We start from the raw sequence: 21,218 nt of genomic DNA on the forward strand, positions 1-21,218 counted from the left end.
AACACCGCCTTATTAAATATAGGGCGGTGTTTTGCAATCAGCGCTACTTATTTAGAGGAAAAGTCAGCTTCTCTACGGCGACGATGTAAGGCATGCACCTGCTCATCCAACCCGGGAACCGGGCCATCGACAGCCAAATGGGGCACCACCGCATTAATTGGCAGCGTAGCAACGGGCGGTGGCGCTACGCCAAGTTCGGATAGCCACACACCCAACTGTTCAGAAGAACTGACGTAAACGATACGACCTAGCCCTACCCAGCCATGAGCTGCCGCACACATCGGGCAATGCTCTCCAGACGTATACACAGTCGCCTTCGCACGTTCATCAGGCGTCATATGATTCGCTGCCCAACGAGCCAGCGCAAACTCCGGATGCTGAGTCGCGTCTCCACCGGCAATACGGTTGCGGTCTTCCGCTAACACCTTGCCCTCGGCATTTACCAGCACGCTGCCAAATGGCTCATCCCCAGCATTTAAAGCTTCTTCAGCCAAAGCCACGGCGCGTTTTAAGTAGCCCCATTCGTGTTCCGCAATCATAAGACACTCCTCTATTTTGACAACGTGCTTGAGTGGCCCCATTGTCTTTTCAAAGATGCTCTACCAACGATACCATTTTTACCGATAGCACTCTGAGCTACCGTAAAAGCGCCACTACTTCTGGAGCATCCTCATGAACACCATCAACCCGAACAAGCTTTACAACAGCAAATGGACGGCCACCCAGCCGCGTAATAAAGAGAAGCACTTTATCGTCACGAAACTTTTGCGCAATGAAGAAGAGCAGGTGGTGGAAGTGGTCATCGAAGCGGTTCACTCAAACCGCGAGATCACTCTTGCCTGGCAAGAGCTAACGGACGCTAGCGTTTGGAAAATGGGATGGAAATGAAGGCCGCCCTGGCCCCCCTAGAAAATATTCATGAAAGGCTTTGACCCAGCAAAAAAAACATGGCACTGTAGCGTCAGTTGGTTAGCAAGCGGCATGGTTTCAGAAGTGTACGATCTTTTTCGGCAGCCTGATATTGTATTCCTTGTTTCACCCGCTACTTAAATCTGGGTAATACCAGGAACTTTATTACGGCGCTTTTAGCGCGAAAGGATCTAGACAATGGCAACTGGCACAGTTAAATGGTTTAACGACACTAAAGGTTTTGGTTTCATCGCTCCTTCTGACGGCGGCGACGACCTTTTTGCTCATTTCTCTGAAATTCAGTCTGACGGTTTCAAAACCCTTCAAGAAGGTGCTAACGTTTCTTTTGACGTTACCCAGGGTAAGAAAGGCCTTCAGGCTTCTAACATCAAGCAAATCTCCTAAGCTCTAAGCTTTAGAGTTTGCCCAGGTCTTTCGAGATCTGGATAACAAGGCCCGCTTATGCGGGCCTTGTTGCGTTTAGGCGCCCGCCTTATGGGTGCCCACCGTAGATACGCGACTCATACTCGCAAATAAGCCACTAAGCGTACATCGACCGTTAGTGTTAGCGTTTCCAGCGCTGCCGCACGCGCACGCCCTTCAGCACTCGCTCGGTAAAAATGCGGCGTCATGGCCAGCAAATCAGCTATCTTCTCGCCCCCCTCTAGCAATAACTCATAACAACACGATAGAGTTTGCTGATGCGCGAAGCCCTCAGGCATGTTTGGCGCCATAGAGCGCTCTGGCTTTAACGTGGGGTAAATCACCTCCCGCAATTCACGCAAATGGTTTGGCCCAGCCTCAACCTGCAATAGCAGGCCACCTGGCTTCAATACCCGGGCAAACTCCCCCGCTACCGGAAAACCAAACATGCACAGAACGCAATCAAGCGCCGCCGACTGTACGGGCAAATGGGCATTGCTGCCAACCACCCAACTTGCTGAATGCGTCTCTTGCTTGGCGGCGGCTAACACTGCCCATTTAGAAATATCTAAGCCCATTAATGATAAAGGCGATGAATCGGATACCGCTGCTGCCAATTGGCGCAGGTAATACCCTTCGCCACACCCTGCATCCAGGCAGCTATAAGGGGCATGAGACAAACCCGAACGCGCGCGATGCGCTTCCACAATGCTATTCGCTGCGTCTGCGATAGCGTCATAATAACCACTATTAAGAAACCGCTGACGAGCGGCCACCATAGCTTTACTATCGCCGGGATCATGGGAGCGTTTGTGCTGAACGGGCAACAGGTTGACGTAACCCTGCTTGGCGATATCGAAACTATGTCCTGCCGCACAACGCCACGTGCTGCCTAACATCTCTAACGGCTCGCCATCTAACGGGCAAGCCATTGCCTTGAAAGGAATGCTACTCATAACGACGTAAACTCATGAAATTGGGCTTATCAACATAGAAATGCATACAAAATCAGCGGCTCATTAAGGGCTTTTTGCCTTGTATCCAGCACGGGCAATATCTTTAAACAGCGTGGACTGCCACTGGCGCACCGCTAGTACTGAGGTAGTACCAAAACGCTGATGAATGGGCAGCCCGCTCTCTCGTTCGCATAACGCATGAAACTCGTTCGCTAGGCGCTGCATGATTTGCTGCCACTCTGCATTACCTGCCTGAGAGAGCAACCCATTAAGTACCGTTAGCTTTTCATTGTCGCTATCGAAACGGGAGTGAAAAAATTCTGTCGCGATATGCTGCTGGAAAAAGCTCTGAATAGGTCCGCCAGGCCGCCAACGAAAATTTGCCGCCACGCGCCGCCGAATACGGTTACCTGGCAATAGATCAATTAGTTTTAACCGCTCTAGCGCCAGCAACTGCCGAATACACTGTGCTTCGCTGAGCTGGTACTGATGATGAATTTCATCAAAGCTGTACCCGTTAATTACACACACCGCGACTAGGAATAGCTCTCGGTCATCAACAATACGCTGCTCTTGCGCCTGGGTTAGCTCCTGCAAACGGTGCTCTTCTGCATGCATGGCCTGCACCAGCTCGGAAAACTCAAGGTTAAGCTGGTCGCAAATGCGCTCTAGCCGCTCTAAGGTAAGATGCTGCTCGGCGAACAGCCGCTTTACCGAGGCCTCGCTTAGCTCAAGCCATCTCGCCACATCGGCATAGGTTTTACCCTGAGCACGCAGCTGGCGTTTTAAGGTATCGATTAATGCATTCGTCTGAGACACGTAACCTCCAGACCCCAAAGTAGCGTATAACGATACCGAAAAGCCCATATAACACAACTTTATCTAACCAAGTTGCAGTGATACCCATATATAACGAAAGTGCCCTCACTTCAGGTTTATAAGGCGACACACCATGCAACCATTGTTGCGCATTGCAGGCGCTTGGCCCTACTTGATTGCCATTTTTCTAAACGCTTTCGTGGATTTAGGGCATAAGATCGTTATTCAAAATACCGTGTTCAAAAGTTATGACGGCACGACCCAGGTGGTGCTAACTGCGCTGGTGAACGGGCTCATCTTACTGCCGTTTATTTTACTGTTTAGCCCAGCAGGCCACGTCGCCGATAGCTACCCGAAGGTGCGCATTTTGCGGGTTTCCGCTTGGGCCGCTGTCGCCGTGTCTTTGGGCATCACCACCGCTTACTATCAAGGCTGGTTTTGGCTGGCATTTGCCATGACGCTACTGCTGGCAATTCAATCAGCTTTCTACTCGCCAGCTAAATATGGTTTGGTAAAAGGGCTGTTTGGCAAGCCGCGTTTAGCAGAAGCCAATGGGTTGATCCAGGCCGTGACCATTGGCGCCATTCTGGTGGGTACCGTGGCGTTTACCGCACTGTTTGAAAGCTGGGTGACGCCTGATGCTAAAACACCCAATCAGTTGTTGCGCCAAATAGCTCCCCTAGGTTGGCTGCTAGTGCTTAATAGCATCATTCAGGTTACCACGCTGTATCGCCTCCCGCTGGATAGCACCACAGGCTCAGAGACGCCGCTAACCTGGCAGCGCTACATTAAAGGCGCAGCCTTGAAAGACAACCTGCGGATCATCGCGCGTCGCCCCGTCATTAGGCTTTCGATTATTGGCCTTGCGACCTTCTGGTCCGTGGGTCAGGTGCTGCTAGCAGCCTTCCCTGCCTACGCCAAAGATGCCCTTCGTATTGATAACACTTTAGTGCTGCAAGGCATTCTTGCGGCCAGCGGTATTGGTATTGCGCTGGGCTCTTTGCTTGCCAGCAAGCTTTCTCATAACCGGATTGAAACCGGCTTAATTCCCGTAGGGGCTCTCGGGGTGGCGCTGGGGCTATGGTGCCTACCGTTATTCACTACGCCCATCGGACAAGCCGTGAACTTCGTCTTTATTGGCATGATGGGCGGGCTATTTATTGTGCCGCTCAATGCGCTGATACAGTTTCACGCCGCTGATAACGAGCTAGGCACCGTGCTGGCAGCCAATAACTGGATTCAAAACCTCGCTATGCTGGGCTTTTTGGTGCTCACAGCCCTGTTTGCATTGGCAGGTGTCGATAGCCTCTACCTGCTACTGCTGATTGCCAGCGTCGCGATGGTAGGCGGCGGTTACACCGTCGTAAAGTTGCCGCAAAGCTTGGTGCGTTTTCTGCTGAGCTTCTTGATGACGCGCCGTTACCGGGTCGATGTTCACGGGCTGGAAAACCTGCCGGCCCAAGGCGGCGTATTATTATTGGGCAATCATATTAGCTGGGTGGATTGGGCCATGGTACAGATTGCCAGCCCTCGCCCAGTACGTTTTGTGATGCTGAAGTCCGTTTATCAGCGTTGGTACCTTCGCAGTTTTCTCAAAGCGCTCGGCTGTATTCCCATCGAACGCGGCAGTGCCGCTGAACATGCCCTAGCCACAGTTGCAGAACAGCTGAACGCCGGTGAAGTGGTGTGCCTGTTTCCTGAAGGCGCCATTAGCCGCACTGGCCAGCTGGGCGAATTCCGCCGCGGCTATGAACGGGCCTGCAAAATGGCCAATCCCGATGTCAAAATCGTGCCCTTCTACCTGCGTGGGCTATGGGGCAGCCAGTTTTCACGCTCCTCTAGCAAGCTTAAAGCGTTGCGTAACGCCCCGCTGCACCGGTCGGTTGTGGTCGCCTTTGGCAAGCCGCTAGTGAAAGACACCCCTGCCGATGTCCTCAAGCGGCGCATTTTTGAACAAGCCACCCACTCTTGGCAGCACGCCATCGATGAACTCTCCACGCTACCCGACGCCTGGATACGCAGTGTAAAGCGTGCCCCAACCGCTCGGGCGCTTACCGACGCTAATCACTCACTCAAGGCAAGCCAAGCGCTTACCAGCAGCCTGTTGCTGGCGAGACGTATTCGTCAACTTGCCCCTGGCCAAAAAAACATCGGGTTACTGCTACCAAGCAGTAGCGCTGGCGTACTCGCCAACATGGCAACGCTCTTAGCTGGCAAAACGCTGGTAAACCTTAACTACACCGCCAGTCAGACAGCGCTTGAATCAGCACTCACCCAAGCTGAGATCGGTACCGTGCTTACCTCCCGCCACTTTGTTGAAACGCTGCAGCAACAAGGGCTAAACGTCAGCCTGCTGCTTACCAATATTCAGGCAGTTTACTTGGAAGACCTGCAGTCATCGATAAGCCGCACTGAACGCCTCTGCACCTGGCTGAGCGTTCGTTTACTGCCTACGGGGATACTGACGCGCCTGTTCTGCGGCAACCAAGATGCCGACACTACCGCCGCCATTGTGTTTAAAAACGGCAGTGGAGGCCAACCAAAGGGCGTAATGCTCAGCCACCGTAACCTGATGGCTAATATCAAGCAGACTTCCGATGTGCTTAATACACAGAGTAACGATGTGGTCATGGGATCGCTGCCGCTCTTCCATGCCTTTGGGCTAACGGTAACCCAGCTGCTGCCACTTATCGAAGGGCTGCCACTGGTTTGCCACGCGACCCCCGACGACGCACCTGGCATTGCTAGCGCTATAGCCAAGCACCAAGCCACGATTATGTTCGGTACATCGCATTTTCTAGCCCTATTACACCGTAGCCAGGAGGTGCAACCGTTAATGCTGGAAAGCCTGCGCGCAGTGGTTATCAGTGCGGAATCATTGGATGAACGTGTATGCCAAGACTTCACGCGCACGTTCCAAACGCCTATCTACATAGGCTATGGCGCCACAGAAACCGCGCCCGTTGCCTCGGTCAACCTGCCCGATGCCACAGGAGCCAACTACCAGCACATTCAAAAGGGCAATAAATCAGGCACTGTCGGCATGCCACTGCCCGGCACCAGCTTCAAAATCGTTGACCCAGAACGCTTTGAAGAGCTGCCTACCGGTCAAGCCGGCATAATTCTGATCAGCGGCCCTCAAGTCATGCAGGGTTACCTCAACGACCCAGCCCGCACGGCCGCTGCCATTAAACAGCTCGACAGCAGCCGTTGGTACGTTACGGGTGACACCGGTTTTATCGATGCAGATGGCTTTTTGACGCTGTGTACATAGCTCACGGCTCAGTCAACCCAGCAGCGGCGCTGGCCGCTGCCTTTTCAAAAGGGCTTATTAACGGATATTCACGACTGTTTATTCACGACGGCTGTTCACCACTATCAGAGGGCTGCTCATCGGCACTATTCGCTTTCTGCGAGCGTTTTCCTTGAATTTCTCCCCGTGCAATATCCTCATGGCTGATAACCATGATTTCCCTAGGCCACCACTCTGGATGGTTATTGCGGATAAAGGCTAGCAGTTTCTCGCGCAAGTTCATCTCGGCTGTCCAGCCAGCCATGGGGTCTGACGTCATCAAGTAGCAGGTGATGGTTTGGGCCGTGCCGGTTTGCGCTGTCACGTAACACAACAGCTTATGGTGCTCGATTACGCTATCTTCCTCTTTAGCGAATTCGAGGAATTTATCTCTTAGCAGCCCTATATCGGCGCTTAGGTGAAGTGTCAGCACCAAGGATCGGTACAATTTAGTACTCTTCACCGACAAATTATCGAAAGGCTTAGAGGTAAAGTAGGTGACGGGAACAATCAAACGTCGCTCGTCCCATGATCTCAGTCGAATAAAGGTATAAAAGATGCCTTCCACATAACACCACTCACCTTCAAAGATCACCAGGTCGCCAATACGAATAGGCTTGGCAAACGATAACTGAAAGGAGGCGAGAATATTACCCAGCACCGCCTGGCCCGCCACACCCACTAATACTGCCAATACGCTGGCAGACGCCAGAATAGACAAGCCAAGGGTTTCGAAGAGCTTAACCTGGCCTAGGATATAGACCGATACGCCGGTCACAGCAATCAGAATAATGGCGCGGCGCAAGGCGTATAGAGAGGTTAGCAGCCTGCGCTGATCTTTAGGCTTCGTGTCGTCAATTTCGCCTACCAGGCGTCGCGTTAAGCGCAGCATGATCGTGTCGACCAAGCGCAACGCAATGACACCTGCTCCCCAGGCCATAATTGAGATCAACAGTACGCGGAATGTTGTCGTCGCAATCGCGGAAAACGATACGACATAGTCCAGCAGCATCTGCGTGACCAGCGACATAACAATCATCGCCACGGGCATGCCAATTTGATCGGCAAAAATAGTAGACACGCCCGAAGGTAGTATGCGAGCCACAAGACCAACAGCGTAGTAAGTGATCACACCCACCATGCCAATGACGATTAAAAAAACCGGGATCGCTAACCACTCCCAGATTTTTAACATGCCAAACGATGCCTTTAACCGATCGGGAATATAGCGCTCCAACATTGAAGGCCCGTACTCTTCGTAGAGAGCGGGAATAAACGACACGCTCTCTGGCATCACTAACCAAACAGGATCCTCTTCCCCCACACGATAACGGCCTAGCCGGACATCGTAGGCTTGGCCATCGACCGTTAGGGCTGCCAGCTCAATATTGCGCTGGGGCTCGCCTGCTTGCGGGTTCTGACCAGAAGCGTCTTCAATCGCCGCGTCTTGACGACCGGACATATTAGACGCATTCAACCACTCTCCACGCTTTAATACCTCAGCCAATTGCATAGCGAACTCGGCACCCTGTGCCGGCTGTTCGCCCGGGTCAATATTGTTGAGATTAAGCAAGTGCGCCGCAGCAGCGTAATTTTCGCTTTCGGTGAGCGATAAAAAACTGCGAACCATATCCCGTGGCGACTTGCGCCTCACCTCTTCAGGCGGATCGTCTAACCCTGTATTAAGCGCATCAATGGCATACCATCGTTCATTCTCGCTCTCATCTCCTTGAGATTGCGCCGCACAGAGGTTAGTAAAAGCAAGTGTGATAACCAGTACTAACCATACTGGCCATGAATAATTGATGTTCATATATGCCTTATTGCTCAAGGTGAGCCAAGTTAACATTCGTCCAAGCACGCCCCCTACAAGCCTGTCTTTAATAGCGGGCCTTCCATGGCGGCGGTAAGACCAAGTACAGCCCACCATCGTTGATCAGGCAAGAAGTGTGATGGCGTGGCAGTCCGTGACACATTTGTGAACATTGCGCGATACACTCTATTACTAACTCTCTATTACTAACTCTCTATTCCTAGCTCGCTAACTCAATTCCCAACACTCTATTTCCCAGTGAACCTCCCGTGATAGTGCACTGCGAAGATGGCCGCTGAATCCACCCGTCCATTTGATGACACGCCCTCACAGGCTAGAGCCAAGAAGTTATGACACGACACGTACTGATTATTGAGGACAACCCAGGCATCCGAGAACTCGTCCGGATGCACGTGGCCGAGCTGGGTATGACACCCCTTCTTTGTGAACGAGGGGATGCTGGGCTAGCGCGCTTTCGCGAAGGCGGAATCGATTTAGTGATACTCGATCTGATGCTACCCGGCTTGGATGGGCTTTCCGTATGTCGCGAGATCCGCACCGCCCCTGGCTACGTGCCGGTACTGATGCTGACGGCAAAAAGCACCGAGCTTGACCGGGTGCTGGGCCTGGAAATGGGGGCCGATGACTACCTCACCAAACCCTTCAGCGTGGCAGAACTCACGGCAAGGATAAAAGCCCTGTTTCGGCGCGTGGATGCCATGTCGTCTGTCGCTGTTACAGAAACCCGCAGTGCTGAACTGACCGCCAATGGCCTGCGGATCGATCCCGCTCGCCGTCGGGTGTTTATCAAGGAGCAGCCGGTCGAGCTCACCGCGCGCGAGTTCGATCTACTTTGGCACTTTGCCAGCCATCCGGGGCGGGTCTTCAGCCGTGCCCAGCTACTAGATACCGTGTGGGGTTACAGCCACGAAGGCTATGAGCATACCGTGAACACCCACATCAATCGCCTGCGCGGGAAGATTGAAAACGATCCCGCTCGGCCGGAATTTATTCAAACCGTCTGGGGAGTGGGCTACCGTTTCCGTGAGTAAATTATGCTAAAAACACTCTATACACGGCTCTCTCTCGGGCTGTTTTTACTGCTGCTGGCCGTTGGGCTGCTGTATACCTTTATCAGCCTCTATTCGCTGCGCGGATACAGCGCCTCAGTCAGCCAAGCATTGCATCAGGATTTGGCGCAAACCTTGGTCTCCGACCGAAACTTAGTCAGCGACGGCGGCCTTAATCCCGGCGCCCTGGAAGAGCTTTTCTCCCTGTATATGGCCATCAACCCCAGCATTGAAATCTATCTGCTGGATTTAGATGGCGCCATTCTGTCCTACTCGGCCAACCCCACGCAGATCAAACGTAACCACGTGTCGCTGACCCCCATACATCAACTGATAGAGGACAGGAGCCTTTACCCACTGCTCGGCGATGACCCCCGCAGCCACGACCGGCAGAAAGTCTTTTCCGTTACCCCAGTGCCCTCGACAGATAACCCACAAGGGTACCTCTACGTGGTGCTACGCGGAGAGCAGTACGATGCGGCGGAAACCATGGCCCGTGGCGGCAAAGTCCTTGAGATGAGCGCCTGGGCACTACTGGTGAGCCTCGCTGTTGCGATGGTAGGCGGGTTGGCGATCTTCCACCTGCTCACCCGCCGCCTAAGATCGCTCACGCGACTAGTGGCGGAATTTGAAAACAGTGATAAGCGCCAGCCTCTCCCTTCCCATCACCCTAGCGCTCTCCAGCACTCTCACCCCTCAGAGGCCAGCGTAGCGCACTTCAGCAATACCCGATGGCGCAACAAGCAACCGGTAGTGCGTGATGAGATCGACTATTTGGGCGCCTCCTTCGACGACATGGCCCGGCGGATTGCCTCTCAGATTGAACAACTCAAAGAGAAAGACGCCCAGCGCCGCCAGCTAATCGCCCAGGTGTCCCATGACCTGCGTACCCCGCTAGCCTCCATGCAAGGCTACATCGAAAGCCTACAATTACGGCGTGACCGTTTAAGCCCCGAGGAGCAGGATCGCTTTCTCACTATCGCCCTCAAAGAGGGCCGCCGTTTAAGCCGCTTGGTGGATGAACTCTTTGAGCTTGCCGCTCTTGAGGCAAGAGAGAAACAGCCGGTGCCAGAACCCTTCCCACTAGCGGAACTTGTCCACGATGTGGTTCAGAAACATCGCCCAGCCGCTTATGAGAGCCAGTTAACGCTATCGCTAAGTGGCGACCCGGAACTGCCTCTCGCCTATGCCGATTTAGCCATGACGGAACGCGTGCTAGATAACCTGATCAGCAATGCCATTGCTTACAGTCCTGCGGGTAGCGGTATTAACGTGGTAGTGGGCCAAACAGGGGGCGAACCCGAGGTATGCGTAAAGGACAGCGGCCCGGGCATTGCAGAACAAGACCTCCCGCATATTTTCGAGCCTTTTTATCGCGGTGACGCCTCTGGCGACTCCGGTCACGCAGGCCTCGGGCTGGCGATTGCGCGCAGAATTATGATGCTTCAGGGCGGTGATATCCGCGTGGAAAACCTGGCTACCGGCGGCGCCTGCTTCTGCATACGTTTGCCGGTAAAAGCCGCTTTCTCACCCGGCGTTATAAATACGTAATAACTTTGAGAGTTGTTTGTGATAACTCTGATGCAAACTGCTTTTTATATTCATACCAACCGTTTTCCCTCGTGGAGGCATCCATTGCTTATCAAGATTGCCAAACCCAGTGACCTACGCGAATCTGATGTAACGCCGGAATCTATCTACCTCTCCAGGCGGCGCTTTATGGGCGGCATGGTGGGGCTAGGCGCGGGCCTCGCCCTCTCCGGCAACGCACACGCCAATGCCGATTATTCGGATGTCTCTGAAGGGAATGGGCCGGCATGGCTAAAGGAAAAAATCAGCGATACCCAATGGCGCGCGATTACCCCAAGCAACCCCGAGAAGGACAAGATCGCCCCCTTCGATGACGCCAGTGGCTACAACAATTTCTACGAATTTGGCACCGGCAAAACCGACCCCGCCCGACATGCTGGCAGCCTGGAAACCCAGCCCTGGAGCGTGGTGGTGGATGGCGAAGTGAATAATGGCGGGCGCTTTACCCTGGAGGACTTTGCCAAACCTTCTCAGTTTGAAGAGCGCATTTACCGGCTGCGCTGTGTTGAGGCGTGGTCGATGGTGATTCCCTGGCTGGGCATTCCGCTGGCTGACGTTATCAAACGCGCCGACCCCACCAGTAACGCTAAATACGTGCGCTTTGAAACCCTGGTCGACCCCGAACAGATGCCCGGGCAGCGCTCTTCGTTTTCACTGATCGACTGGCCTTATGTGGAAGGCTTGCGCTTAGATGAAGCCATGAACCCGTTAACGCTGCTGGCCATGGGCATGTACGGCCGCGAACTGCCCAACCAAAACGGCGCACCTTTGCGCTTAGTCGTGCCCTGGAAATACGGCTTTAAGAGCATCAAATCGATTGTACGTATCTCTCTAGTAGAAGAGCAGCCGGTCAACACGTGGCAGCTCATCGCCCCAAATGAGTACGGTTTCTACGCCAACGTTAACCCCCAAGTCGATCACCCCCGCTGGAGCCAAGCGACGGAGCGACGGCTACCTAATAGCCTGTTCAGCCCAAACACCATCGATACCCTGATGTTTAACGGCTACGCCGACGAGGTCGCTGAGATGTATGCGGGGTTGGATTTGAGGGCAAACTACTAATGGCCACGCCAAAAAAGTGGCTAGCGTGGCGTGTCGGTGTCTTTCTGGCGGCGCTGGCGCCGCTGCTGCTCTGGAGCTGGCAGGTCGCCAATAACGCTGCTGGCCCCGAGCCAGGTAACTACCTGTTGCTGAACATCGGCATTGGCGGGCTATGGATGCTGCTTCTCACACTCAGCCTTACCCCACTCACTAAACTCACCCGGTGGAAAGGCTTTGCCCTCATCCGCCGCCAGCTTGGCCTCTGGGCGCTCGCCTATGCCACCCTGCATATGCTCTGCTATGTTCTGTTTATTTTAGGCCTTAACTGGGCGCAGCTGGGTAGCGAACTGGTCAAGCGGCCCTACATTATTGTGGGCATGCTAGCGCTGCTTGGCCTTGCCGTACTGGGCGCCACTTCCAACCGCTGGTCGATGAAGCGCCTCGGCAAACGCTGGAAGCCGCTGCACAAATTTTCCTACCCCATTTTGGGCTTGGTGCTGCTGCACTTTTTCTGGGTAGTTCGCGCAGATATGCAAGAGTGGGCGATGTATGCTGCTATTGCTGCGCTCATCATGGTCACCCGCTTGCCCCCGATTGCCCGCACGCTGCCTACGTTACGCTATCGGCTCAGCCGTGGTTAAAAACCGCTAACGCTGACACATCGTGACCGGGGAACAGCAGCGACGCATAGAGACATAGATTTCAGCTTGTGCAATGCATTGCCTCACTATAATTTATTTCTATCCACGGCTCAGCATTACTGCGTTTATGTTGCTTAACGCTTAAACAAAACTGACAAAGGTGTCGTCTATGCCCCCCGCCGCCCCCTCACCACACGCTCCATTACTGCACCACCATGGCCATGGCGCTTGCTGCTGTGGCTCACCGCTGCTTCAGCGCTTCCATGAACGCATAATGGCCGAGATCACCCGTCGCCAATTACTCGGTGGTGCCGCTGCGGTGATGGCGCTTTTTGCGGGCCTACATGCCCCCATGTCGATCGCTAACCAACCCAAGCGACAAGATGGACCGCTACTGCTGACCAACCTTGCCCTATTCGATGGTAACGGCACTGCGCTGCGCGACGGCGTGACCGTGCGCATCGAAGAGGGCCGCATTCAGGCCATTTTGCCCCAGGACGCCCCCGCAGAAGGCGCCGAAGTGATTGATTGCGGCGGCCGCGTACTCATGCCGGGGTTGATCGACGCCCACTGGCACACCACCTTAGCGGCGATTAGCCAGGTCGCCGCCATGACCTCAGACGTAGGCTACGTGCATTTGGTGGCCGCTCAGGAAGCAGAGCGCACGCTGATGCGCGGCATTACGTCGGTGCGGGATGTGGGCGGGCCTTCGTTTGCGCTAAAGCGCGCTATCGATGAAGGCATTGTGGCCGGGCCGCGTATTTTTCCTGCTGGCGCCATGATCTCCCAAACCTCGGGCCACGGCGATTTCCGCATGCGCCATGAAGTACCTCGGGGTAGCACGACCCCCTTGAGCGAACAGGAGCGCCAAGGGGTAGCCGCCATCGCCGACGGCGAAGCCGAAGTGCTACGGCGCACCCGTGAGCAGCTGATGCTGGGAGCATCGCAGATCAAATTAATGGCGGGTGGCGGAGTCGCTTCCACCTACGATCCACTGGATAGCACCCAATTCACCGAGCGCGAACTACGCGCAGCGGTTGAAGCAGCGGAAGACTGGGGCACCTACGTTATGGTGCATGTGTATACCCCCCGGGGCATTCAACGGGCGCTGAGGGCTGGCGTTAAATCAATCGAGCACGGCCAACTGGCCGATGAAGAAACCGCCCGAATGATGGCAGGCGAAGGCGCATGGTGGAGCCTGCAACCCTTCCTCCAGGATGAAGATGCCAACGTTTACCCCGATGCCGCTCGTCGCGAGGCCCAGCGCCAAGTGGCAGAAGGCACGGTGCGGGCCTATGAGCTCGCCCAGCGTTTCGATATTAAAACCGCCTGGGGCACCGACATTCTGTTTAGCCCGCAAAATACGCCCAATCAACTGCGCCAGCTAGCCAAACTGACCCGCTTTTACGACCCCTTAACGGTCCTGGCTATGGCCACAGGACGCAACGGCGAAATGCTCGCGCTTTCTGGCCCGCGTAACCCCTACCCTGGCACGCTTGGCAAAATTGAGACAGGCGCGCTTGCCGACCTGCTCCTAGTCGATGGCGACCCCACCCAAAACCTTGATTTTCTTCATGACCCAGAACGTAACTTACGCCTGATTATGAAAGGTGGGCGCATCTACAAAGACACCCGATAAGGATAATCATGATGCCTACATCACGCTCACTGGTTGCCGCCATTGGCCTTATCGCTGCAGGCGTTGCCACTCAATCTCCTGCGCAGGAAAGCAGCTGGCGTTACCAGCTAACCCCCTATGGATGGATGACCGGATTATCCGGTGACCTGCGCCCACTGGACAATGCCCCCACTGTCAGTACCTCACGCTCGTTTAGCAACGTGATGGATGACCTGGAAGGCGCATTTTTTATGGCGGGTAGCGCCCGAAAAGACCGCTGGGTACTGTTTGGCGATATTACCTGGGCCTCTCTTAGCCATGAGAGCATGCTATTGTCGGGCGTTGTGGTAGAAGGCAACCTGCGCCAGCGTTCACTAACCGCTGCCGCCGGTTATCAAGTGGTCAGCACGCCGACCCAATACCTTGATCTACTAGCAGGCGCACGCGCTTGGCGGATCGAAGCCGACGTAAAGGTGCCCGCCTTAGGGGTTAGCGCCAGCGCAACAGAACGCTGGGTCGACCCGCTCCTTGCCGCTCGCCTGCGCTCCACGTGGTCGCCTAAGTGGTCAACGCTAGTGCATGTTGATACCGGCGGTTTCGGCGTGGGTTCTGATAGCACCTGGCAGGCAGTCGCTACCGCCAACTACCTGATCAATGACACCTTACATCTCTCAGCGGGCTTTCGACACTTAGCCGTAGACCGCGATGAAAATGGCACCCGCATCGATGTATCGATGAGCGGCCCACTACTCGGTGCCACTTGGAGGTTTTAATGAAGCGTTGACGTCACAGCGCACCTCGTCAAAGCTGCCTCCAAAAAGCTCAGAGATTTATTCGTCTCCTGAGTAGACGCGTTTCTTCTGAAACGCATCGCTAAACGCCGCCGCTAAAATGCCGGTGGGCATGGCGATAATTCCGATGCCTGCGACTGCCGTTAGGCCTGCAAAAAACTTACCGATTGCAGTTATCGGCGTAACATCGCCATAACCCACCGTGGTCAGCGTGGCGATACTCCACCATAACGCCCGGGGTACGCTGCCAAAGGCGTCCGGCTGGGCAGCCGCTTCCACCACATATAAGCAGCTAGAAGAAAACAGCAGCAGCAGGCCTGCCACCCCAACACTTAACAACAGCTCATGACAACGGGTTTTCAGCGCATCCGCCAACGCCGACCATGCTTGGCTAAACCTGCCCAATCGCGCAAGACGTAGCATGCGAAGCAAACGAAACAGCCGTACCAAAAAGGCATTATCTTGAGCCATAAAACCCAGAAAGTACGGCAAGATAGCGATCAAATCGACCAAGGCCCAGAACGAGAAAATATAGCGGATTCGGCCCCTGACACCACGATAGCGTGGCTCTTCGCCAATGGCGTACAGCCGTAGCAAATACTCCCCTATAAAGAGCACCACAAACACGGTTTCTAAGATGGGAAAAAGGTGTGGTGACAGCGCGCGTAGCGTTGGCTCAGTCTCCAAAATGGCCGTCAGTGATGCCAACAAAATCAACACACAAATAGTGCGATTAGTTACCGACAACCCAAGCTGCAAGCGGGTTTCTGGCGCTAACTGTCGATACAGGGCAACTCTCGAAATTTTCATGCGTTGGAAGGCTTCAGTTATGTGACGCTTCAGTTATATGGCGTTAGAAAGCAAGCACTATACGCTTAAAACCCTAACAACCGCTTACGAACAGGCCGAATAGCGACCAGTACCAGGACGACTAAGGCTAACCACTCGACAGAGGCCGGTAGCAGCTCCTGCACTTGGCTGGCCTGTTGAACCGGGTTCCAGCCCGTCATCGCCAGCGTTTTATCAAACACCCAGCCGATCAGCACCGTCACCAGCAGAATGCTACCCAGGTAAACCGCCAAAGCTTGGCTGCCAAACTCACGCCGCAGAATGGCTAGGGTGGCCAGGCTCGTCACAGGGCCAGCCAGTAGAAAAACTAACGCCATTCCCGGCGAAATGCCCGCCAATAGCAAACCCGCGGCAACCGGCGTGGCGGCGGTCGCGCAGATATACAAGGGAATGCCAATCACCGCCATGAGAATAAGCGCCAGCAGCCCACCCGAAAAACCTACCAGGGTTTCTGGCGGCACAAAGGTCACCAACACCCCTGCCAGCAATAAACCAGCAAACATCCAACGGCTGATGTCATCCAGTAAGTCACTAAAGGCATACTTTAACCCTGCCGTTACCCCCGTCGCTTCAGCGGCAGCGCCTGTTTCATCGCTCACCTCTTTAGATTCACAGCCTTTTGATGCACAGCAGCTGCTAACAGGGGTATTGTTCGGCACTGCTGATTGTCCGGTAAAGCCCACTAAAATGCCCGTTACTATCGCGGTTACCAAGGCCCCTAGCACCCGCGCCAACGCCATTAATGGGCCTAACAGCACACTGGTAATGAGCATGGAATCCACGCCAACACCCGGTGTACTAATCAGAAAAGACGTGGTGGGGCCACGGCCCGCCCCACCCCGGTGCAAGGCCAGCGCAGTGGGAATCGCCCCACAGGAACACAGCGGCAACGGCATTCCAATGAACGCTCCGCGAGTAATACTGCCCAGCCCGCGTCCCCCCATCCAACGCTGAAGTAAGTGCTCCGGCATCCATGCCTTAATCAGCCCTGCAATCCCCAACCCCAGCAGCAGCCAAGGGGCAGCGGTCAAAGCAATACTTAACAGTTCATTGATCAACGTCATCGTCGGTTACCTGCTTGTTAACTCACAAAGTAACGACTAGCCTAAACCCTGTAACTGTTACAGGGTCAAGCTGATGAAACGCCACTATCGTATTGGGGAAGTTGCCAGCCGAACCGGATGCTCGCCGGAGAGTATTCGCCATTATGAAAAACTCGGATTACTCACGCCGCCACAGCGGGGGGAGCAAGGCTATCGCTCTTATGATCAAGCAGCACTGGAACGCATTGGCTTTATTCGCCATGGCCGCAGCCTGGGGCTAGACCTGCACAGCATTCAGGAACTGTTAGCGCTTTCCGACAACCCCGATACCGACTGCACCGCCGCCGATGACATCGCCAGCCGCCATCTTGAACATTTGGAAGAACGCATCGCTGCTTTACAAGCACTGGCAGGCGAGCTGCGCCAAGTGGTTCATCAATGCCGAGGCGGCAAGGCGGCTAACTGCCAGATTATTCAAACACTGTACGACCACCAACCCGCGTGTAGTGAACGGGGCTGTGGAGAAGTGAAAGCGTTATAACCCTTGCCACGCCGACGTTCAGCCAACCGCCGGTAACGGTGATGTCAGCCTCTTAAAAAGGAACGCCGCATGATCGAGACACGGGAAGAACTCGACGCTATTAAAGCGTCATGCTATGCGATGGTGACCAAAAGCGCAGGGATCTCGGCGGGCGCCGCTGTTGTTCCGATTCCTGGGATGGATATCGGCTCAGATGTCGCCATCTTAATGCGCCTAATTCCTAACATTAATGCCCAGTTTGGCTTAACTCCCGAACAAATCGAAAGCCTGGATACCGAAACCAAGCTCTTTGTGATGACCACCATTTCCAATACCGGAAGCAAGCTAGCCGGTAAGTACATCACCCAGAAATTAATCGTCACGCTGCTGCAAAAGATGGGCGTTAAGGTCGCCGCCAAAGGGGTCTCTAAGTTTGTGCCCTTCATTGGCAGCGCCGTCGCAGGCGGCATCAGCTTTACCGCCATGAAATACATGGGCAACAGCCATATCGACGATTGCTACAAGATTGCCCTCGCCACGCTGGAAAATAAGCCGCGAGAACCCGAGACGAAAGCGCAGAGCGATACCGCAACCGACGCCCCCAACAATATCGATTAACCCCATCGCTGCGGGCAGCGTGTGTTGGCAATGTTATGCTTTAGCCGCTTTTGATCGTGTTTATAGTCCGCCAGGAGAAAGGAATGCCCGCTTACATCGTACTAACCCGTGAACACACCCACGACAGCGAAGAGATGAAGCGCTACAGCGAAAAAGCCAAAGCCGCACGTGAAGGCCACGACCCACAGCCGATTGCCTTTTATGGCGATTTTGAAGTGCTGGAAGGCAGCGCCATGGAAGGGGCAGTGATTCTACGTTTCCCCGACATGGCCGCCGCCCGCGCTTGGTACGAAAGCCCCGCCTACCAGGAAGCCCGCAAGCACCGTTTCCTAGGGGCCGATTACCGGGTATTTTTAGTAGATGGCATCGAAGAGGCATGATGTTCTTTTAGATGACCGAAGCATCGCACTCAGTGAGTTCTGAGTGCGATTGAATGCCTGCCTTGACGTTAAAAAACTGCAAAAACCTATTCGGCTCACTTATTGAGCCGAATAGCCGCTGTATTCGGCTCAGCCACGTGGTTAATCTCACCTCAGGCGTTAGGCAGCATAATCTGCCCGGTTAAATAAGGCGCCACACGCCCTTTAATAACCACCCGATCGCCCTCTACCACACAGCTTAGCGCTCCTTTACGTGCCCCGCCCTGGCGGGCAGTAAGCGCTTGCTTACCCAAACGCACCGCCCAGTAAGGGGCAAGCGACGTATGCGCCGAGCCAGTCACCGGGTCTTCCTCCACGCCCACCTTGGGGCCAAACCAACGCGACACAAAGTCCACATCATCGCCTTTCGCGGTAACCGCCAAGCCACGCCCCGGCAGCTGTTTAAGCCGCTGCATATCCGGTGCAAGGTGCTCAATCACGCTCGCCTCTTCAACCACCACCACAATGTCATCCGAGATCAGCAGCTCCTCAATCTCGATACCGCCGAGGGCTGCGGCCACCTCCGCGTGCATGTCTAGCGGCGCTAGCGTTTTCGCAGGGAAATCCATCGCCAGTTCATCGCCCTCACGCTGCACTAATAGCGGCCCGCTACGCGTTTCAAACTGCAGGGTTTCTGCGCTATCGCCCAGCACATTAAAGATCACCCACGCCGCCGCCAGCGTGGCATGGCCGCATAAATCCACCTCCACCGAAGGCGTAAACCAGCGCAGGTGGTAGCCCGCTTCCGTGGGTACAAAGAAAGCGGTTTCGGAAAGATTATTCTCTGCGGCAATGGCCTGCAGCATCGCATCCTCCAACCAGGCATCCAGCGGGCACACCGCCGCTGGGTTGCCTTCAAAGGGTTGTGAGGCAAAAGCATCTACTTGGTATAGATCTATTTTCATGGCATCCCACTTAATAAATAAGCGTTTGAAGACAGCAGCCTATCAAGAAACATAAGGCTGCTTCCTCCGTGAATAACAGTTGCAGATAGTAAAGCGCATAGCTGCTGGGACGGAGCGCTTCTCTTCACGCATCAGATGCTATCCGTGCCAGAACCTGCTCAAGTTCATGGCGATCCGCTTGGCGCTTGGCCTTCGAGCGACGGGTAAGGTTTTGCAGCTTTCGCCCTACCCCTGGTAATGCTGCCACTCCCTCTAGTTCAATCAATGCAAAATCAGGCTGCTCATCTTCAACGGACCATAGAAAGTCACATGACGGCTTATCCAGCTTTTTGGATATCCATCGCAGTAAATGTGCTCTGTTCTCCAGCAATTGCACCACGGTCACCGGCTTGGCGGTCATTCCCTTGAAGTGGGAATCAAAGATAGCTTCAAAATCCACCGGCTCTCTGGGAGCCAAAAGTTCCCAGGCTGGTTTAGGGCTGCACGCTAGATACACCAGAAAGGTTTGCCACAATGTCGCATCAGCGCGTTCATCTTCCAGCATCAAGCCAATGTCGAACAGGTCCCTGGGATGCTGGCGAGACAAGGCCGCCGCCAATTTTCCAGCGTAGAGATCGGCAAAACTAAGCACCTGTGTTGAAGCAAAGCCGAAGGCCTGCTCGACTTCTGGCTGGACCACCATTGTTCGAACCGGATGTACTGTGCCTCGCATCACCGGGGTGGTTTCGATCTGCACACGTGCACGGCCGCGGCTGCAAATCAACCGCGTGATGCCCCCGGTATTCGCGCCACCCGATGTTTGCACGTGTAACTGCAAAGGGCGGGCACGCAATGTCTCCGCCAACTGCTCCAATGCCGCTGCAATTTCCGCCACGCCTGTCTCAAAGTCCTGCACAGGCAGCCAAGTTAGGTCGATATCCACTGACAGCCTGGGAAGATTATGCTCAAACAAGTTGATGGCGGTTCCACCCTTCAGTGCAAATCGGGTTTCCTTTGCCAGTACCGGCAGGATATCTACCAGCAATTGCACTCGGTCGCTGTAGCGTTTATCCCAACTGCTCATCAAGGTCTCCCGGTAGAACAATTTGATACTTGGAATGCAAACGGCCACCGGGAACCAGCGATCGCTTGCCACGACCAAGATCCACATCCTTGGTCGATAGATGCGAAAACCAAGCGTGCCCATGACGTTCGGCCAGCGCGAGAAACAGACGCTTAGCCTTGATGCTTTGGCAATGGCGCAACAGCATTTCAAGCCGCTTTGGACGCAGGGTAGCCATGCCCTGCATCAATGCATCCACCTCGTAGACCCCGCCTGCTTCAGACGCCTCAGTACACAACTCCAGCATGGCGCGCTCCGGTGTCGAACACACCAGCATACCGCTCGGCACTGCTTCACGCCGTTCCAGCCCTTGGTTCAGCAGCGCCTGATCCGTTGTCTCCTCAGTAAACGGAATCACTGGCAGATCAAAAGGCCCCTTGCCGCAGTATTCAAAACGCTCCACCAACGGCAACTGGTACACCCACCCCGGCACACGATCCGTCCCATAGAGTGTGACCACTTCGGCTTCGCCCAGCCGCAGGTAGTGCTCATGCCCCAGCCAAGCCAACGCAAAGCGCCCACCTACATGCAGCGACAAACCCTCCCTCCGTTGCAGTGTGCTTACAACCCCTTCCCACTGCAGTGAGCCGCCTTTGCGCATGTATACACCACGCGCTGGGGACACCAGCCAGCCACTGGCGACATAGCGGGCCAACAAGCTACTGTAATAGCCATGCGCGCTTAGCCACCGGCTGGAAACGACGCCGGTATCACTTAACCCAGTCAGCAGGCGGTTTAATTTACTTTCATTTTGATCACTCATAGTGACTAAAATACACTTTCTATAAACCAATACAAT

Annotated in this window: 21 protein-coding genes; 12 read left to right on the forward strand and 9 right to left on the reverse strand. The window is 54.6% G+C overall.

Annotated elements, in window-relative coordinates:
* Positions 1 to 47: 47 nt before the first annotated feature.
* Positions 48 to 539 carry a nucleoside deaminase gene (locus LOS15_RS11100; protein WP_263065966.1) on the reverse strand — a complete coding sequence of 164 codons (492 nt, stop codon included), beginning with the start codon at positions 537 to 539 and terminating at the stop codon, positions 48 to 50.
* Positions 540 to 672: 133 nt separating this feature from the next.
* Here LOS15_RS11100 and LOS15_RS11105 point away from each other — a divergent pair, with 133 nt between their 5' ends.
* Together LOS15_RS11105 and LOS15_RS11110 are read left to right on the forward strand one after the other, a co-directional pair.
* Complete coding sequence (locus LOS15_RS11105) at positions 673 to 888, forward strand: TIGR02450 family Trp-rich protein (RefSeq protein ID WP_263065968.1); 216 nt, start codon at positions 673 to 675, stop codon at positions 886 to 888.
* A gap of 219 nt (positions 889 to 1,107) precedes the next feature.
* Entirely contained in the window at positions 1,108 to 1,314 is a 207-nt protein-coding gene (locus tag LOS15_RS11110; RefSeq protein ID WP_009095703.1) for a cold-shock protein, read from the forward strand.
* Positions 1,315 to 1,430: 116 nt separating this feature from the next.
* On the opposite strand, the gene LOS15_RS11115 is transcribed toward LOS15_RS11110, so the two are convergent.
* A complete protein-coding gene (locus LOS15_RS11115; protein WP_263065973.1) occupies positions 1,431 to 2,288 on the reverse strand; it encodes a putative RNA methyltransferase in 858 nt (285 codons plus the stop codon).
* 63 nt (positions 2,289 to 2,351) lie between these two features.
* A complete protein-coding gene (locus LOS15_RS11120; RefSeq protein ID WP_263065974.1) occupies positions 2,352 to 3,107 on the reverse strand; it encodes a helix-turn-helix domain-containing protein in 756 nt (251 codons plus the stop codon).
* A gap of 133 nt (positions 3,108 to 3,240) precedes the next feature.
* On the opposite strand from LOS15_RS11120, the gene LOS15_RS11125 reads away from it, so the two are divergent.
* On the forward strand, positions 3,241 to 6,381 hold the full coding sequence (locus LOS15_RS11125) for an acyl-[ACP]--phospholipid O-acyltransferase (protein ID WP_263065976.1): 3,141 nt from the start codon (positions 3,241 to 3,243) through the stop codon (positions 6,379 to 6,381).
* Between the two features lie 82 nt (positions 6,382 to 6,463).
* On the opposite strand, the gene LOS15_RS11130 is transcribed toward LOS15_RS11125, so the two are convergent.
* Positions 6,464 to 8,212 carry a mechanosensitive ion channel family protein gene (locus LOS15_RS11130; protein WP_263065978.1) on the reverse strand — a complete coding sequence of 583 codons (1,749 nt, stop codon included), beginning with the start codon at positions 8,210 to 8,212 and terminating at the stop codon, positions 6,464 to 6,466.
* A 350-nt stretch (positions 8,213 to 8,562) separates the two neighbouring features.
* Between LOS15_RS11130 and LOS15_RS11135 the strand changes: the two genes are divergently transcribed.
* The 6 genes from LOS15_RS11135 to LOS15_RS11160 all read left to right on the forward strand — a co-directional run bounded on the left by LOS15_RS11135 (position 8,563) and on the right by LOS15_RS11160 (position 14,945).
* Positions 8,563 to 9,264: a response regulator transcription factor gene (locus tag LOS15_RS11135; RefSeq protein WP_263065979.1), complete on the forward strand. Its 702-nt coding sequence runs from the start codon at positions 8,563 to 8,565 to the stop codon at positions 9,262 to 9,264.
* Between the two features lie 3 nt (positions 9,265 to 9,267).
* Positions 9,268 to 10,833: a sensor histidine kinase gene (locus LOS15_RS11140; protein ID WP_263065980.1), complete on the forward strand. Its 1,566-nt coding sequence runs from the start codon at positions 9,268 to 9,270 to the stop codon at positions 10,831 to 10,833.
* 84 nt (positions 10,834 to 10,917) lie between these two features.
* Positions 10,918 to 11,934, forward strand: coding sequence for a protein-methionine-sulfoxide reductase catalytic subunit MsrP (msrP, locus tag LOS15_RS11145; RefSeq protein WP_263065981.1), 1,017 nt, complete (start codon positions 10,918 to 10,920; stop codon positions 11,932 to 11,934).
* A complete protein-coding gene (gene msrQ / locus LOS15_RS11150; protein ID WP_263065983.1) occupies positions 11,934 to 12,554 on the forward strand; it encodes a protein-methionine-sulfoxide reductase heme-binding subunit MsrQ in 621 nt (206 codons plus the stop codon). The genes msrP and msrQ overlap by 1 nt, the downstream gene beginning before the upstream one ends.
* A gap of 169 nt (positions 12,555 to 12,723) precedes the next feature.
* The gene (locus LOS15_RS11155; protein ID WP_263065984.1) at positions 12,724 to 14,193 is read left to right on the forward strand and encodes a metal-dependent hydrolase family protein; all 1,470 of its coding nucleotides are present in this window, start codon (positions 12,724 to 12,726) and stop codon (positions 14,191 to 14,193) included.
* Positions 14,194 to 14,201: 8 nt separating this feature from the next.
* Positions 14,202 to 14,945, forward strand: a complete 744-nt coding sequence (locus LOS15_RS11160; RefSeq protein WP_263065986.1) for a hypothetical protein — start codon at positions 14,202 to 14,204, stop codon at positions 14,943 to 14,945.
* A gap of 57 nt (positions 14,946 to 15,002) precedes the next feature.
* On the opposite strand, the gene LOS15_RS11165 is transcribed toward LOS15_RS11160, so the two are convergent.
* Entirely contained in the window at positions 15,003 to 15,773 is a 771-nt protein-coding gene (locus LOS15_RS11165) for a potassium channel family protein (RefSeq protein WP_263065987.1), read from the reverse strand.
* Between the two features lie 65 nt (positions 15,774 to 15,838).
* On the reverse strand, positions 15,839 to 16,876 hold the full coding sequence (locus tag LOS15_RS11170; protein WP_263065989.1) for an SO_0444 family Cu/Zn efflux transporter: 1,038 nt from the start codon (positions 16,874 to 16,876) through the stop codon (positions 15,839 to 15,841).
* 73 nt (positions 16,877 to 16,949) lie between these two features.
* Here LOS15_RS11170 and LOS15_RS11175 point away from each other — a divergent pair, with 73 nt between their 5' ends.
* The 3 genes from LOS15_RS11175 (at position 16,950) to LOS15_RS11185 (ending at position 18,373) form a co-directional block, all read left to right on the forward strand.
* A complete protein-coding gene (locus LOS15_RS11175) occupies positions 16,950 to 17,396 on the forward strand; it encodes a MerR family transcriptional regulator (protein ID WP_263065991.1) in 447 nt (148 codons plus the stop codon).
* Between the two features lie 69 nt (positions 17,397 to 17,465).
* Complete coding sequence (locus LOS15_RS11180) at positions 17,466 to 17,993, forward strand: hypothetical protein (RefSeq protein ID WP_263065992.1); 528 nt, start codon at positions 17,466 to 17,468, stop codon at positions 17,991 to 17,993.
* Between the two features lie 83 nt (positions 17,994 to 18,076).
* Positions 18,077 to 18,373 carry a DUF1330 domain-containing protein gene (locus LOS15_RS11185; protein WP_263065995.1) on the forward strand — a complete coding sequence of 99 codons (297 nt, stop codon included), beginning with the start codon at positions 18,077 to 18,079 and terminating at the stop codon, positions 18,371 to 18,373.
* A 152-nt stretch (positions 18,374 to 18,525) separates the two neighbouring features.
* Here LOS15_RS11185 and LOS15_RS11190 read toward each other — a convergent pair whose 3' ends face one another.
* The 3 genes from LOS15_RS11190 to LOS15_RS11200 all read right to left on the reverse strand — a co-directional run bounded on the left by LOS15_RS11190 (position 18,526) and on the right by LOS15_RS11200 (position 21,182).
* A complete protein-coding gene (locus tag LOS15_RS11190) occupies positions 18,526 to 19,317 on the reverse strand; it encodes a PhzF family phenazine biosynthesis protein (protein ID WP_263065996.1) in 792 nt (263 codons plus the stop codon).
* Positions 19,318 to 19,441: 124 nt separating this feature from the next.
* Positions 19,442 to 20,380, reverse strand: a complete 939-nt coding sequence (locus tag LOS15_RS11195; protein WP_263065997.1) for a nucleotidyl transferase AbiEii/AbiGii toxin family protein — start codon at positions 20,378 to 20,380, stop codon at positions 19,442 to 19,444.
* Positions 20,364 to 21,182, reverse strand: coding sequence for a type IV toxin-antitoxin system AbiEi family antitoxin (locus tag LOS15_RS11200; RefSeq protein ID WP_263065998.1), 819 nt, complete (start codon positions 21,180 to 21,182; stop codon positions 20,364 to 20,366). The genes LOS15_RS11195 and LOS15_RS11200 overlap by 17 nt, the downstream gene beginning before the upstream one ends.
* Between the last annotated feature and the right edge of the window lie 36 nt (positions 21,183 to 21,218).

The sequence above is a fragment of the Halomonas sp. 7T genome, assembly GCF_025643255.1.
GTDB lineage: Bacteria > Pseudomonadota > Gammaproteobacteria > Pseudomonadales > Halomonadaceae > Vreelandella.